Source organism: Xanthobacter sp. BG11Y11_SDJG (assembly GCF_057364445.1).
The window spans coordinates 1-14,277 of sequence record NZ_JBNFNU010000075.1 but is presented as its reverse complement, the minus strand read 5'-3'; the positions used below and the strand labels follow the sequence as shown (position 1 = coordinate 14,277).

At 69.9% G+C, this 14,277-nt stretch carries 12 protein-coding genes and 5 pseudogenes; 5 read left to right on the top strand and 12 right to left on the bottom strand.

All coding sequences use genetic code 11. The features are described 5' to 3' along the window. On the top strand, window positions 1-371 hold a 371-nt coding region (locus tag AC2W7M_RS09125), incomplete at its 5' end, for a hypothetical protein (protein ID WP_486131815.1). 299 nt (window positions 372-670) lie between these two features. Then, window positions 671-1,444, top strand: coding sequence for a hypothetical protein (locus tag AC2W7M_RS09120; RefSeq protein ID WP_486131813.1), 774 nt, complete (start codon window positions 671-673; stop codon window positions 1,442-1,444). 483 nt (window positions 1,445-1,927) lie between these two features. On the opposite strand, the gene AC2W7M_RS09115 is transcribed toward AC2W7M_RS09120, so the two are convergent. The 4 genes and pseudogenes from AC2W7M_RS09115 to AC2W7M_RS09100 all read right to left on the bottom strand — a co-directional run bounded on the left by AC2W7M_RS09115 (window position 1,928) and on the right by AC2W7M_RS09100 (window position 5,446). Then, complete coding sequence (locus tag AC2W7M_RS09115; RefSeq protein ID WP_486131811.1) at window positions 1,928-2,548, bottom strand: ABC-type transport auxiliary lipoprotein family protein; 621 nt, start codon at window positions 2,546-2,548, stop codon at window positions 1,928-1,930. Between the two features lie 7 nt (window positions 2,549-2,555). Further along, window positions 2,556-3,479 (bottom strand): MlaD family protein, encoded by a 924-nt coding sequence (locus AC2W7M_RS09110; RefSeq protein WP_486131809.1) that lies wholly within the window; start codon window positions 3,477-3,479, stop codon window positions 2,556-2,558. Window positions 3,480-3,529: 50 nt separating this feature from the next. Continuing rightward, a pseudogene (locus AC2W7M_RS09105) lies at window positions 3,530-4,309 on the bottom strand (ABC transporter ATP-binding protein); the annotation flags it as partial. A 6-nt stretch (window positions 4,310-4,315) separates the two neighbouring features. Continuing rightward, entirely contained in the window at window positions 4,316-5,446 is a 1,131-nt protein-coding gene (locus AC2W7M_RS09100; RefSeq protein ID WP_486131807.1) for an MlaE family lipid ABC transporter permease subunit, read from the bottom strand. 162 nt (window positions 5,447-5,608) lie between these two features. Between AC2W7M_RS09100 and AC2W7M_RS09095 the strand changes: the two genes are divergently transcribed. Then, window positions 5,609-6,070 (top strand): hypothetical protein, encoded by a 462-nt coding sequence (locus AC2W7M_RS09095; RefSeq protein ID WP_486131805.1) that lies wholly within the window; start codon window positions 5,609-5,611, stop codon window positions 6,068-6,070. A gap of 17 nt (window positions 6,071-6,087) precedes the next feature. Continuing rightward, window positions 6,088-6,396, top strand: coding sequence for an enolase C-terminal domain-like protein (locus tag AC2W7M_RS09090; protein ID WP_486131803.1), 309 nt, complete (start codon window positions 6,088-6,090; stop codon window positions 6,394-6,396). Between the two features lie 203 nt (window positions 6,397-6,599). Here AC2W7M_RS09090 and AC2W7M_RS09085 read toward each other — a convergent pair. The 6 genes and pseudogenes from AC2W7M_RS09085 to AC2W7M_RS09060 all read right to left on the bottom strand — a co-directional run. Continuing rightward, a pseudogene (locus tag AC2W7M_RS09085) lies at window positions 6,600-7,103 on the bottom strand (MFS transporter); the annotation flags it as partial. Between the two features lie 124 nt (window positions 7,104-7,227). Further along, window positions 7,228-7,440: pseudogene (locus tag AC2W7M_RS09080) on the bottom strand (MFS transporter); the annotation flags it as partial. Further along, the gene (locus tag AC2W7M_RS09075) at window positions 7,422-7,667 is read right to left on the bottom strand and encodes a hypothetical protein (RefSeq protein ID WP_486131801.1); all 246 of its coding nucleotides are present in this window, start codon (window positions 7,665-7,667) and stop codon (window positions 7,422-7,424) included. The pseudogene AC2W7M_RS09080 and the gene AC2W7M_RS09075, both read right to left, overlap by 19 nt. A gap of 98 nt (window positions 7,668-7,765) precedes the next feature. Continuing rightward, a complete protein-coding gene (locus AC2W7M_RS09070) occupies window positions 7,766-8,755 on the bottom strand; it encodes a threonine ammonia-lyase (RefSeq protein WP_486131799.1) in 990 nt (329 codons plus the stop codon). Further along, window positions 8,752-9,821: pseudogene (locus tag AC2W7M_RS09065) on the bottom strand (glycosyltransferase family 4 protein). Before AC2W7M_RS09065 ends, AC2W7M_RS09070 begins: the two are co-directional and overlap by 4 nt. Beyond that, complete coding sequence (locus AC2W7M_RS09060; RefSeq protein WP_486131797.1) at window positions 9,821-10,630, bottom strand: UDP-2,3-diacylglucosamine diphosphatase; 810 nt, start codon at window positions 10,628-10,630, stop codon at window positions 9,821-9,823. Before AC2W7M_RS09060 ends, AC2W7M_RS09065 begins: the two are co-directional and overlap by 1 nt. Before the next feature lie 477 nt (window positions 10,631-11,107). Here AC2W7M_RS09060 and AC2W7M_RS09055 point away from each other — a divergent pair. Continuing rightward, window positions 11,108-11,954: pseudogene (locus AC2W7M_RS09055) on the top strand (fumarylacetoacetate hydrolase family protein). Window positions 11,955-11,982: 28 nt separating this feature from the next. On the opposite strand, the gene AC2W7M_RS09050 reads toward AC2W7M_RS09055, so the two are convergent. Both AC2W7M_RS09050 and AC2W7M_RS09045 read right to left on the bottom strand, forming a co-directional pair. After that, entirely contained in the window at window positions 11,983-13,101 is a 1,119-nt protein-coding gene (locus AC2W7M_RS09050) for a carboxylate-amine ligase (RefSeq protein ID WP_486131796.1), read from the bottom strand. A gap of 298 nt (window positions 13,102-13,399) precedes the next feature. Next, window positions 13,400-14,194 (bottom strand): 16S rRNA (uracil(1498)-N(3))-methyltransferase, encoded by a 795-nt coding sequence (locus tag AC2W7M_RS09045; protein ID WP_486131794.1) that lies wholly within the window; start codon window positions 14,192-14,194, stop codon window positions 13,400-13,402. Window positions 14,195-14,277: the final 83 nt, after the last annotated feature.

The following is a 14,277-nucleotide window of genomic DNA, read 5'->3' as shown; positions in this document are numbered from 1 at the left end:
GCCCCGCACCGAGCGCGGCGCCCCGGCGGAAGCCTCGCCGCTCGACAGTCTCGCGGCGGACCGATCGCCCGCATGTGGACCACCGCGCCGCCACCGACGCCTGGGAGCGCCAGCAGCGCGGCGAACGCGGCACCTTCACCCGCCGGCTCTACACCGCCCAGGGCCAGCAGACCTTCGAGGAGCTGCGCCGCAAGTACCGGTCCGACGCCGATTTCCGCGGCGCCGTCGACCGCTATGTGGCCGAATTCGAGCAGGTGCTCGACGAGGTGTCCGGCGACGAGCGCGGCGCGACCCTCACTCGCGCCTACCTGACCTCCGATACCGGCAAGGTCTACACCATGCTGGCCCACCTCGCGGGCCGGCTGGACTGACCGGGCCCCTGCCCGGTCCCCTTCGCTTCGGCCATCGCCGAGCCGGATGCCTCGGTCCCACGCGGCCCGCGGCTCCCGGCTCCGGTATTTTTTTGCCGCCGCTCCGGCAGCATCATTGCCGCTTGCCGTGCCGCAAAGCGATCAGGCCCAAAGGCTTCGCCGGGTCGGAGGGACATGCGGAGCACCCCGCGTCGGACCTTGCGGATATTGACTTTTCCGCCTGCGTCGTCTGTGTTCGAGACTGATCGCCGTCGCCTCGGCGGTTGCCATCCCACCGGCCCAGCGGGAGCCCCGCGTTCATGAAAACCTATATCTGCGCCGCCTATGCCGGCGGTCAGGGCAAGACGACCCTCGCCCAGATGGTTTATTCCGCGCTCAGGAAGCGGGAACTCGCCTACAAGCTCGTGGCCGCCGACTTCACCGACGGCACGGGCCATTCGAAGATCGGCAAGTTCTTCCCCTCGCGGGTGCTGGAACTGGGCATCGGCTCCTCGCTCGCCTCCAGCAAGACCGAGAACGACGCCAACGCGCCCCTGCGCTACTGGGACCGCTTCGGCGGCCTGCTGCTCACCGGGGGCGCGGTGCTCGACATGGGCGCGAACGTGGTGCCGCAGCTGGTCCAGTGGGCGCACCACCGGCGCGTCGCCTACATCATGCAGCAGCGCAACTCGCCCGAGATCGACCTGCTGGTGATCACCAAGCCCGAGACCCATTCCATCGAGAACGTCGCGACGCTGATCGAGGACGTGGTGGTGGGCGGGGCGCTGCCGGTGTCCAACGTGATCATCGTGCAGAACGAGGTGGGCGGCACCTTCGAGGGCCAGTCCATGGCCCGCATCCAGAAGGCGGCCTCGGGGCGCAACCTCCATTTCATCACCATCCCGCGCTGCTCCTCGGAGCTGTGGCCGCATCTGGAGCGCACCTTCACCCCCGTGGAGGAGGCGCTGGCCGCCACCGAGAACGACCTCGCCGAAAAGTTCGGCATCGAGATCTGGTCCGCCTATGCCGGCCTGATGGATCTGCGCACCTGGGCCGACGAGGTCTATGCCCAGCTTGCCAAGGTGGGCATCTGAGGCGCGGCGCTTCCGCATCCCGGCCGCCTGCAGCGAAGCGAAAGCCGAGCGGCAGGTGCGCTGGGACGCGGCGCAGGATGTCTCGCGCAGCGACCTTTGGCCGAGCACCGATGCAGGTGCCAAACTCGGTTTGAGATAGACCGCCTCCGGCGGACGCCTTGCGCTGCGCCCCGGATCGCATTCCGCTAACGCTTCATGCGTGCGGGGCGCGACGGCGGTGGGGAACGGCGGTGGGGAACGATGGCGAAAGTGTCCGCGAGCCCTTCCCCGCCTCCGTGTCCCGGCCGACTGCAGCGCCAGCGGAAGGAGAGCCGGGACCCAGCGAAAGGCCTCCCGTGCAAGGACTCCCGCGCAGCGGACCACAACTGCTCAGCATTTCGGGTTTCGCCGCGGCCCGAGCAAGGGGGCCTGATGGGCCTAATTATGCGGCCTGCCTATTCGGGGACGCGGCTCTGCAATCCACGCCCCGCCCCGGAGCCCCCCTCAGAACCGGCGGGAGGCCCAGCGCACCAGCGCCACCAGCACCTGGTCCGTCGCCTGGTCGAGCGCCAGCGTCACCACCTCGCCGGACGTGCCGGCGGCCGGCACGCGCGCCTTGAACACCTCGGCGGCAAGGATGCGGCCCGACTGGGCGCCGATCAGCTTGGCGGACAGCTCCACCACCGCCATCGGCCCCTCGGGGGTGATGCGCAGGCCGAAGGCGCGCACGTCCGTCACCAGCAGATAATCGGCGTTCACGCCGTCGCCCGGACGGGCCACGCGCTTCAGCTTGCTGCCGTTCTCGAACGCCTGGATGGTGCGCGCCTGGAGCAGCGCCGGCAGGCGGTCGCTCCACTGGGCGTCGGACAGGTAGGTGACCTGCCCGCCGCCCGGCTCCACCACGATCTTGTCGGTGTCCAGCACCGCCAGCGCCACCGGCACCGCCACCACCAGCTGGCCGCTGCCGCCGCCGGAGGCCTGGAAGCTGCCGGGCGCGGTGAGGTTGTAAGTCGGCACCGGCGAAGCGCCGCAGGCGGCAAGGCCGAGGGCGAACAGAAGGCCGCAAGCGATGCGCGCCGCGCGCGCCGTGAGGCCGGTGGGTCTCGTCAGCATGGAAGGGGTCATGCGCCGCTCACCGCCTGTACTGGGGAATGGCGCCGCTTCCGCCGCCGTAGAGAAGCCGCTGGGGATTGCGTTCGAGGCTCTTCAGCACCCGGTCGATCTCGCTCAGGGTGCGCCGGCCGTCGGTGGCGAGCGCCTCGTACTGGCGCAGGCCCGGGCCGGTGAAGCGGCTGATCTCCTGGGTCAGCAGCGCGGTGCGCTGGTCGAGATTCTCGGCCAGCTTGCGCACCGAGGTGGCGGCGTCCGTGGCCTGGGAGAGCAGGCCGTCCTTGTCCTCGGCGGCGTGCTGCAGGCTCACCACCACCTTGTCCACCTTGCCAGCGATGTCGTTGAGCTGCTTGGAGAGCTGGTTCGCCTGCTCGATCAGGCTCTTCACGTCCTCGGACTTGTCGGCGAGCGTCTTGGAGAACAGCTCGACGCTGGCGATGATGGAACGCACCTGCTCGGGGTTCACGGCGTCGAGCACGCTCTCGATCTTGCGCGCCACGCCCTGGGCGGTGTTGATCAGGCCGCTCATGCCGGCGCCGCTGTCGGCGATGATGAGCGGATAGCCGTCCTTGGCCAGGGGCAGCGGCGGCGCGTCGGGCCGGCCGCCGCGGATCGACACCGCGACAATACCGGTGAGGCCCTGGGATTCGAGGCCGCGCGGGCGCGGAAGCACCGGCACGTCGTTGCGGATGCCGACGCGCACCTTCACCTGTCCCGGCTGGCCGGGCACGAGGTCGAGATAGGTCACCTGGCCGACCGGAATTCCGTTGAACAGCACCGAATTGCCCTGCCGCAGGCCGGCGACCGAGCCGTCGAAGACGATCTCGTACTGCTTGCGGGCGGTGGAATCCTGGGGCCCGGCGAACCAGTAGACGAAGCCGAACGCCGCCGCGATGACGGCGAGCGTGAAGGCTCCGATGATGGTGTAGTTCGCGCGCGTCTCCATCTAATCCTTCCGCTCTCCCCGCCGTCCTGACCTAACCGTGGGAATGCTGGACCGCCGGCCCGGGTCGGCCGGTGGAAATACTGCTTCAGCCAGGGATGCGTTGCCGCCATCATGGTCTCGATCGTGCCCTCGGCGATCACCTTGCCGTCGCCCAGCGCCGCGATGCGGTCGCAGACCGTGTGCAGGCTGTCGAGATCGTGCGTTACCATGAAAACCGTCAGGCCCAAAGTCTGCTGCAGGGTGCGAATGAGCTCGTCAAAATCGCCCGCGCCGATCGGGTCGAGGCCCGAAGTCGGTTCATCCAGAAAGAGAATCTCGGGATCGAGCGCCAGCGAGCGCGCCAGCGCCGCGCGCTTGATCATACCTCCGGAAAGCTCCGACGGTAGCTTTTCTGCAACATCGCACTTGAGGCCCACCATCTCGATCTTGGTGTAGGCGATCTCGTCCAGCAGGCGCTGGGACAAATGCAGCGTCTCGCGCAGAGGAAACTGGATGTTCTGCCGGACCGTCAGCGACGAGAACAGGGCGCCCTGCTGGAACAGCACGCCCCAGCGCCGCTCCAGCGCCGAGCGCTCCTTCTCGCTCAGGTCGTCGAGATTTTCCCCGAACACCTCGACCGTGCCGGAGATTTTCGGCACCAGGCCGAGGATGGTGCGGGTGAGCACCGACTTGCCGCCGCCGGACGTGCCCACGAACCCCAGGATCTCGCCGCGATACACGTCGAGATTGAGGTGGTTGAGGATCACCTTGTCGCCGAATCCCACCACCAGGTCGCGCACCCTGATGATGGCGTCCTTGACGGGGGCCGTGCTTTCAACGCGGGCGTCCATGCAGCCTCACATGTCGATCGCGGCGAAGAACATGGCGAACACGCCGTCCATGACGATCACCAGGAAGATCGCCTTCACCACCGAGGCCGTGGTGTGCTCGCCGAGCGATTCCGCGCTGCCGCCCACCCGCATGCCCTCCATGCAGGCGACGATGCCGATGGTCGCGGCCATGAAGGGGGCCTTGTACATGCCGACCTTGAACTGGTCGAGGGTGATCGCCTGTTTCAGGCGGTCGAGGAACACCTCCGGGGTGATCCCGCCATAGCCCCACGAGACGAGGCCGGCGCCGAAGATCGCCGCCATGGAGCCGATGAAGGTGAGCAGCGGCAAAGCGATGATGAGCGCCATCAGGCGCGGCACCACCAGCACCTCGATCGGGTCGAAACCCATCACCCGGAGCGCGTCGATCTCCTCGCGCATGCGCATGGAGCCGAGCTCGGCGGTATAGGCCGAGCCGGAGCGGCCGGCGATCATGATGGCGACGATGAGCACGCCGAGCTCGCGCAGCACCAGCACGCCGACCATGTCGACCACATAGATGTCGGCGCCGAAGCGGCGGAAGTTGAAGATGCCCTGCTGCGCCAGGATGCAGCCGATCAGGAAGGTGATGAGCAGGATGATGGGCACGGCGCGGAAGCCGACCCGGTCCAGCTGGTTCACCATGGAGGTGAAGCGGAAGGTGTGCGGCCGCAGCAGCACGCGGCCGAAGGCGGTCACCGTCGCGCCCACGAAGTTGAGCAGCGCCAGCGCGTCCTGGCCCACATGGACCATCTCGCGGCCGAGGCGCTCCAACACCGCGTCGTGACGGCGGACCGGCGGCGGCGGCTCGTGGCCGGTCCGCTCGATCTCCTCCATAAGGACGGCATAGCGCTGCGACAGGCCGACCACGCGCGGCTCGACGCCGGCCTTGGTCCAGGCGCGCTTCAGCCGTTCCAGCAGCAGCGCGCCGAAGGTGTCCATGCGCTCGACGCCGGCGAGGTCGATCTCCACGACGCCCTTGGGCGTGCGGTGGTCATGAACCGTCTGGTCTACCGCCGACTCGAGGTCGTCGGCATGGTCGAAGGTCCACACGCCGCGCCCGGCCACCGTGAGACGGTCGTCCTGGGTCCGCACCGAGATCAGGCCGGCATCGGGCAAGTCGCCCCTCCCTTGATCGCCCCACGCTTGAGCGAGCCCCCTCCCCTAGCTCATACTCGGCTTGTTGCGCTGCGTCGAGACGCGCGGCGGCAAACGCGTCCGCCCCCCCGCCGCCGAGGCTCATGAAACCGCCCCTATGATTAACGCCGGCCGAAGCTCACCGTGCGCGTCGAGCGCTTTCCCATCCGCGGCAGCTTCACCATCGCCCGCGGCTCCAAGACCGAGGCGGCCGTGGTGGTGGCCGAGATCGCCGCCGGCGGCCACACCGGACGCGGGGAATGCGTGCCCTATGCCCGCTACGGCGAGAGCGTGGAGGGGGTCGCGGCGCTGGTCGCATCGCTCGAGGGCGCAATCGCCGACCGGCCTCGACCGCGCCGGGCTCCAGGCGCGCCTGCCGCCGGGGCGGCGCGCAACGCGCTCGACTGTGCGCTGTGGGACCTGGAGGCGAAGGCGTCCGGACGCCTCGGTCGCGCAGATGGTCGGCCTGCCGGCGCCGACCGCCGCGCCTCACCTGGCTACACCGCTGAGCCTCGATACGCCCGGAGGCCATGGCCAGGCGGCCGCGCGCCGGCCGGCCGCTGCTCAAGCTCAAGCTCGGCGCACCGGGCGACGAAGCCCGGCTGAAAGCCATCCGCGCCGCGGTGCCCGACGCCCGCCTGGTGGTGGACGCCAATGAGGGCTGGACCGCGGACCTCCTGCCACGGATGATGGACGCCTGCGCGACCGCCGGGGTGGAACTGATCGAGCAGCCTTGCCCGCCGCCGACGACGGCGCCTGGCGCGGGGCCGCGCCCGGTGCCGGTCTGCGCCGACGAGAGCGTGCACGACCGCGCCGCCTTGCCGCGCTCCGGGACCGCTACGACGCCATCAACATCAAGCTCGACAAGGCCGGCGGCCTCACCGAGGCCATGGCCTTGGCGGACGCGGCCGAGCGCGCGGGCTTCTTCCTGATGGTGGGCTGCATGCTGGCCACCTCGCTGGCCATGGCGCCCGCCATGCTGGTGGCCCAGCGCGCCCGCATCGTCGATCTGGACCGGCCCGTGCTGCTCCGCCCGGCCGACCGGGAGCCCGGCTCCGCTACGAGGGGGGCGGCTCGCCTTTTCCCCCCCGCTCCCCGAGCTGTGGGGCTGAGGCCGCGCCGCGAGCGCCAGCAGCGCGCCGATGAGGCCGAGGCCCGCGGACATCAGGAACGCCAGCGTGCCGAAGGCGGCCCAGAGCGGGCCGGCGGCAAGGCTCGCGGCCGACATGGCGAGGCTCACCGCCCAGGAGGCGAGCGCCTGGCCCGAGCCGGAGCGGTGCTCGGCGACCGAACGGGCGATCAGCTCCACCATGCCGAGATAGGTGGCGCCGAAGGTCAGGCCGTGCAGCAGCTGGAGCGCGAACACCAGCACCTCCGGCGGATCGAAGGCGAGCGCGCCGAAGCGGGCGATGGCCGCCAGCCCGCCCGCCGCGATCAGCAGGTGCGGGCCGAACCGGTTCATCAGCCGCGTGCCGAACCGGAACACGAAGATCTCGGCGATCACGCCCAGCGCCCAGAGGAGGCCGATGGTGGTGGTGGCCAGGCCGATGGCGCCCCAGTGCACGGAGCCGAAGACGTACAGCACCGAATGGCTCGCCTGCACCAGCGCCACCGCGACGATGGCGGCGACGAGCCGCACGGCACGCCGGTGACGCCGCAAGGTCGGTCACGCGCGGGGGCGGCGCCAGCGGCGGCAGGCGGGTGCTCACCGCCGAGATAGCCAGCTGGCCGGCGAGCATCATCAGCACGATGCCGCCATGGCCGGTGGCGCCGATGACGGCGCCGCCCGCGAGGTTGGCGACGATGAAGGACGCCGAGCCCCATTGCCGGGCGCGGCCATAGTCCGCCCGTCCGGCGCGGGCGAGCCGGGTGGCGTAGGAATCCAGCAGCGCGAAGCTCGGGTTCCAGAACAAGGCCGTGGCGCCCAGCACCAGCACGATCACCAGGAAATCCCGGCTCAGCGCCAGCAGCGCCATGCCGGTGCAGGTGGCGAGCGCGAGCGTGACGAGCACCGCCTTGGGGCCGGCCGAGGCGGTCGGAGAGGAAGCCGACTGAGCGGCGTCGCGAACAGGCGCGCCACCAGCGGCGCCGCGACGACCACGCCGATCTCCTGCGGCGCGAGCCCGCGCGCCGTCAGCCAGAGCGGCAGGAAGGGCAGCTGGATGCCGATGGCGAGGTAGAAGCTCGCATAGGCCGCGCCCATGGCGAACGCGTCGCGCCGGGGATGGCGCCAGCGCCTCCGGTCATGCGGCCGGCGGCCGGCCGCGCGGCCGGCGGAGGGGCGCTCCGCGCGGCATCGCCTCAGCCTTCGAGGCAGGCGATGAAGGTCTCGCGGTCCACATTGCCGCCGGAGAGCACCACGCCACCACGTCGCCGGGGCGCGCCGAGCCGGCCTTCCAGCAGCGCCGCGAGCGCCACCGCGCCGCCCGGCTCCACCACCAGCTTCAGCTCCCGGAAGGCGAAGGCCACGGCGCGCGCCACCTCGGCATCGGTGGCCGAAGCGGCATGGCCGACCATGGGCCGCGTGATCTCGAAGGTGATGCGCCCCGGCATGGGCGCCAGCAGCGCGTCGCAGAACGAGCCGGCGGCGGCGACATTGCGCTCGCGGGTGCCCGAGGCGAAGGAGCGGCCATGGTCGTCGAATCCCGCCGGCTCGCAGGCCACCACCCGGGCATCGGGCGCGCGCGGCTTCACCGCCAGCGCGATGCCGGCGATGAGCCCGCCGCCTGAGGTGTTGGCCGCCACCACGTCCGGCGCCAGGCCGAGGGCGGTCAGGTCCTCCATGATCTCCAGGCCCACCGTGCCCTGCCCCGCGATCACGCCCGGATCGTCATAAGGCGGCACCAGCGTCGCCCCGCGCTCCGCGGCGATGGCGGCGGCGATGGCGTCGCGGTCCTCGCTGACGCGGTCATAGCCCACGACCTGCGCCCCGAGCGCCACCGTGCGGGCGCGCTTCAGCGCCGGCGCATCGTGCGGCATGACGATCACCGCCGGCATGCCGAGCAGCCCAGCCGCCGCCGCGACGCCCTGGGCATGGTTTCCCGAGGAGCAGGCGACAACGCCCGCCGCACGGTCGGCCTCAGGAATCTGGACGATGCGGTTGTAGGCGCCGCGGAACTTGAAGGAGCCGGTGCGCTGGAGCGTCTCCGGCTTCAGGAACACGCGCCGGCCGGTGGCCTCGTCGAGCACCGGGGCGCGAAGGAGCGGCGTGCGCACCGCAACCCCCCGGAGGCGGAGGGCGGCGGCTTCGACGTCGGCGGCGGTGGGAAGGGCGGGGATGGACGCGGTCATGCCCCGGAAACTACCCGAGCGCGGCGCCGCAGGCGATAGCGTCGGGCGATGGGGCCGATATCGTGCGCGATCAGCACGTTGTCCAGGAACTGGCGGGCACTCTCGCGCCAGGTGTGGTTCAGCGCGAAGCGCGCGCGGCGTCCTTGGAAAGGTCGAGGGCCTTGAGGCAGGCAACGCGCAGGTCCTCGTCGAGGACGCCGACCGGCTCGGTCATGTCCGCCAAAACGTCCATGGGGCCGGTGACGGGATAGGCCGCCACGGGCAGCCCGCTCGCCAGCGCCTCCAGCAGAACGATGCCGAACGTGTCGGTGCGCGAGGGGAAGCAGAACACGTCGCAGGCGGCATAGACCTGCGCCAGGTCCTCGCCCTCCTTGGGGCCGAGGAAATGGGCCTCGGGAAAGCGCTGCTGCAGGCTGGCGAGCGCCGGGCCGCCGCCCACCACCACCTTGGAGCCCGGCAGATCGAGCTTGAGGAAGGCCTCGATGTTCTTTTCCACCGCCACCCGGCCGACGAACAGGAAGCGCGGCCCCGGCGCGCCGGCAAGGTCCGCCTCGGGCCGCGGCCGGAACAAGTCGGCGTCCACGCCGCGCGACCAGCGCATCAGGCGCTTGAAGCCGCGCGCCTCGAGATCGCGCTCGAGCGTCGCGGTGGAGACCATGACGCCGCCGCCCGCATTGTGGAACGAGCGCAGCCACGCATAGGTGAGGCGCTCCGGCACCGGCGCGCGGGCGGACAGGTATTCGGGAAACTTGGTGTGATAGGAAGTCGTGAAGGTGCGCCGCGAGGCGATGCAGGCGCGCCGCACCAGGATGCCGATCGGCCCCTCGGTGGCGATGTGCACGAAATCGGGCTGCACCTTTTCGATGCGGCGCATGATCATGCGCGGCGTGGCGAGCGCGAGGCGGATCTCGTTGTAGGACGGCAGCGGCACGGTCCTGAACCCCTGCGGGGTCAGGAATTCCATCTCGGCGCCGAGGTTTGCGGCCTCGGCGGCGGTGTGCTCCAGCGAGCGCACCACGCCATTGATCTGCGGATGCCACGCATCGGTGGCGACGAGGACGCGCATCAGGCGGCGGCGCGAGCCCCCTCGACCAGATCGGCCCCCTCCTGCGGCGCCGTCTCGACGCGGCGGATCCAGCGGATGATCTCCATATGGCCGTCGTCATGCTCGGCGATGGCGGTGCAGCTTTCCACCCAGTCGCCGCAATTGACGTAGCGCACGCCGAACTGGTCGTGGATCGCGGCGTGATGAATATGGCCGCAGATCACGCCGTCCACGTTGTGGCGCTTCGCCTCCTCGGCCACCGCCTCCTCGAACTTGCCGATATAGTTCACGGCGTTCTTCACCTTGAGCTTGGCCCACTGGCTCAGCGACCAGTAGGTCAGCCCGAGCCGGCGGCGCACGAGGTTCACGTAGGTGTTCACCCCGAGCGCGGCAGTGTAGGCCCAGTCTCCCAGGAAGGCGAGCCACTTGGCGTGGCGGACCACCACATCGAACACGTCGCCGTGGATGACGAGGTAGCGCTTGCCGTCGGCCGCCTCGTGGATGACCGTCTCCACCACGTCGATGCCGCCGAAATGGGTGCCGTAATAATCGCGCAGGAACTCGTCGTGGTTGCCGGGCAAATAGAGCATGCGCGTGCCCTTGCGGCCCTTGCGCAGCAGCTTCTGCACCACGTCGTTGTGCTTCTGCGGCCAGTACCAGGACTGGCGCAGCCGCCAGCCATCGACGATGTCGCCCACCAGATAGAGCACATCGGATTCGTGGTACTTCAGAAAGTCGAGCAGCAGCTCCGCCTGGCAGCCTTTGGTGCCGAGATGGACATCCGAGATGAACAGGGCGCGGTAGCGGCGCGCTTCGGGATTTTCGCTCACGCTTTGGCCTCCCCGCGACGGGCCTCACCGGATACCTGCCCAGGAGGCAGCGGGAGGACTTAGCCGGAGTCGTGTATCTATTTTATGACGACCCTGGGGAACGGAAAGGCAAGACTGCCCGATTGTCGCGCCTGCCCAGATAAGCGGCAGTATTGAAGCGCCAGAATGACAGGCGGCTAATATTCGACCCGCCCCGTGGCTCGCATTGTTTCGCAGCGGCGCCCGAAGACCTCAGCCGCTCCGCCGTTCGACCGCCAAAATCGGGCCCTTCGGCGGCGCACAATAACACAGCACGGGGAAAGACTTAGACCGGTCTCGGCGGCCCCGCCGCGCGTGCCTGCAGCCGCGGCGGCGCGCGGGCGGATTCGCGCCGCCGCCCATTGACCGGGACGCGCGAACGCGCCAGCGTGACGCGCCTCGGGGCTCTCGGCGACGCCGCCCCCTCAACCACCAAGACCAATCCCAAGGAGTTCACCGATGAAGCTTGTCCGCTTCGGCGCCAAAGGACAGGAGAAGCCGGGTCTAATCGATTTGGACGGCCAGATTCGCGATCTCTCGGGCGTCATCCCGGACCTCGCCGGAGAGGCCCTGCTGCCGGAGAGCCTGGCGCGCATTGCCGCAGTGGATCCCGGCACCCTGCCGGCGGCGCCCGCCGGCGTCCGGCTCGGCTCCTGCGTCGCCGGCCGGCAATTTCGTCGCCGTGGGCCTCAATTTCGCGGACCACGCGGCCGAGACCAACAACCCCATCCCCGAGGAGCCGGTGCTCTTCAACAAGGCGCCCAACTGCATCGCCGGCCCCGACGACGACGTGATGATCCCCAAGGGCTCGCTCAAGCTCGACTGGGAGGTGGAGCTCGCCTTCGTCATCGGCAAGCGCGCCCGCTATGTGGAGGAGAAGGACGCCCTCTCCCACGTCGCCGGCTACTGCATCTGCAACGACGTGTCCGAGCGCCACTTCCAGATCGAGCGCTCCGGCCAATGGACCAAGGGCAAGGGCTGCGAGACCTTCGGCCCGCTCGGCCCGTGGCTGGTGACGCCGGACGAGCTGTCCGACACCTCCGAACTCGGCATGTGGCTGGAGGTGAACGGCGAGAAGATGCAGAACGGCTCCACCAAGACCATGATCTTCCGGGTGCCGTTCCTGGTGCACTACATCAGCCAGTTCATGGTGCTGGACCCCGGCGACGTCATCACCACGGGCACCCCGCCCGGCGTCGGCCTCGGCATGAAGCCGCCGCGCTTCCTGAAGGCGGGCGACGTCATGCGCGTCGGCATCGCCGGCCTCGGCGAACAGCGCCAGACGGTGGTGCCGTTCAAGATGTGATGCGACGGGGAGGGCTTGCGCCCTCCCCTCACTGGATGGTCGTGCCGGCGAGCCAGGTCTGCACCGCCTTAAGCGCCTCGCTTTTGTTTCCGGTGCGGTGCTTGGCCTCTTCGTACACCGCCAGCTGCACGTCGGCGCTGGTGCCGGCTTCGGCGATGGTGCGCGCATGCAGTAGGGCGTCGAGGCAGCCGAGCGCCTCGGCGTCCTCCGCCACCAGGTTCACGAGGCCCTCCACCGCGTCGCGCACCGAGAGCGCGCGGCGCTGGGACAGGTCGACGAACGAGCCGTGGACGCCGTAGCGCTGGGCGCGCCACTTGTTCTCGTCGGCGATGGCGCGGTCCACCGCTCCGGCTTCCTTATTGTGGTGCGGGTTGCGCACCAGGAAGCGCGCCAGCGCGCGGTAGAGCGCGGCAATGGCGACCGAATCCTCCAGACGCGTGCAGCTGTCCGGCGCCCGCAGCTCCAGGGTCGGCAGCTTGCGCGAGGGGCGGATGGTCCACCACAGATAGCTCGAATCGGCGATCGCCCGCGCCTCCACCAGCGCCTCCACGTAGCGCTCGTAGTCGGCATTGGTCTCGAACATGTGCGGCAGGCCGGTGCGCGGCAGTTCGTCATAGGCGGCGAGCCGGTAGCCCATGAGCCCGGTCTGGCGCGACTGCCAGAACGGCGACGAGGTGGAGAGCGCCACGAAGTGGGGGATGTAGGGCACCATGCGGCGCATCACGTCCACGCGCTGGTCCGGATCGGGCAGCTCGACGTGCACGTGCAGGCCGCACACCAGGTTGCGCTCGCCGATCATCTTCAGGTCGTTCATCATGCCGTCATAGCGATTGGCCTGCGTCTGCCGCCCGCCCTCCCAGACGGCCGTCGGATGGGTGCCGGCGGCGATCAGGCCGAGCCCGTGCTCGGCCGCAACCTGCGCCGCGGCACCGCGAAGATGGCGCAGTTCGTCGAGGGCGCTTCCGGTCGCGGTGGCAGGATGGGTGGCGATCTCGAGCTGGGACTGGAGGAGCTCGACGCTGACCTGTTCGCCGAGGATGCCCTTCAGTTCATCGAACATCCCGTTCGGCATGCGGCGCGCCGACGACTTGGTCTGGGCATCGACGACGAAGAACTCTTCCTCGATACCGAATCGATAGTGCGACATGCCCCTCCTCCTGAGCGCGAGGTGCCGGACCGCGAGACGCGGAACCGGCACGGGTCCACCAAGGCGCGGAGCCGCGGGGCGGCTGTGGCTCGGTGTCCCCGGCATCGGTCTCGGCGGATGCGCGCATGGAGCGAGAAACGCCGGACCGAGCATTAGGTTTCGCACAAACTGACGCCAATTCGGACCAAAATTTGGCGCGCCCGCTAACGTTTAGATGACGGCAACGCTTTCAACACCTTACCGCAATGCACAGTGCAGGCGGACGAAGCGGCAGGTCGAAATAATAGAATGTGGCGGTTCAAGGCGTTTTTCTTTGGAACAATTCCGCGGTGCCCGCATTACGCTGGGTTTGGCTTGGATGTTCGGGAGCGCCGCGCACCGCCTCCACCAGCGCCAGGGCCGCGACGGCGGCCGTGTCAGCCCGCAGAATGCGCGGTCCGAGCGAGAGCACCACCGCCCGCGGTTTCACCAGCGCACGCTCCTCCGGCGCGAAGCCGCCCTCAGGGCCGATCAGGACGCTCACCGGAGCACCGGGCTGCGCGCGAAGCGGCGCCAGCGGGTCGGCCACCTCCGCCGCCTCGTCGCAGAACACCAGCAGGCGCTCTTCGGGAAGCGCGGCCAGCCAGCGCGCCAGAGGCTGCGGCTCGCACACCTGCGGCACGGCGAGGATGCCGCACTGCTCGGCCGCCTCGATGGCATTGGCGCGCATGCGCTCGCCGTTCACCCGCGTCACCTGTGTATGGCGGGTGATGACCGGGGTGAGGAGCCCGGCGCCCATCTCCACGGCCTTCTGCACCATATAATCGAGCCGCGCGTGCTTCAGCGGCGCGAAGGCATATTCGAGATCGGCGGGCGCCGGCTGGGGCCGCACCGCCTCCTCCGCCTCCAGCGTCACGTCCCGCTTGCCGCCGGCCACCCGGCGCGCGCGCCACTCGCCGTCCCGGCCGTTGAACAGAAGGATCGTGTCGCCCACGGCCAGCCGGATCACATTGGCCACGTAGTGGGCCTGTTCGGCGGGCAGCCGCACCGCCGCGCCGGCCACCAGATCGGCGTCGACGAACAGGCGCTGGGAGCGGAAATCGTGCTCGGGCATGGGGCATCCTCGGATCGCGCGCGAGGCTGTGCCGCGCCGCGCCCGGATGCAAGCCCAAGGGCGGCGCGCGCGCCCGCCGCCGC

Coding starts and splice junctions, on each gene's coding strand:
- AC2W7M_RS09070 (WP_486131799.1), bottom strand. CDS start 8,755: ATGACCGCGTCCATCCCCGCCCTTCCCACCGCCGCCGACGTCGAAGCC.
- AC2W7M_RS09120 (WP_486131813.1), top strand. CDS start 671: ATGAAAACCTATATCTGCGCCGCCTATGCCGGCGGTCAGGGCAAGACG.
- AC2W7M_RS09075 (WP_486131801.1), bottom strand. CDS start 7,667: ATGGGCGCGGCCTATGCGAGCTTCTACCTCGCCATCGGCATCCAGCTG.
- AC2W7M_RS09050 (WP_486131796.1), bottom strand. CDS start 13,101: ATGTCGCACTATCGATTCGGTATCGAGGAAGAGTTCTTCGTCGTCGAT.
- AC2W7M_RS09110 (WP_486131809.1), bottom strand. CDS start 3,479: ATGGAGACGCGCGCGAACTACACCATCATCGGAGCCTTCACGCTCGCC.
- AC2W7M_RS09045 (WP_486131794.1), bottom strand. CDS start 14,194: ATGCCCGAGCACGATTTCCGCTCCCAGCGCCTGTTCGTCGACGCCGAT.
- AC2W7M_RS09115 (WP_486131811.1), bottom strand. CDS start 2,548: ATGACCCCTTCCATGCTGACGAGACCCACCGGCCTCACGGCGCGCGCG.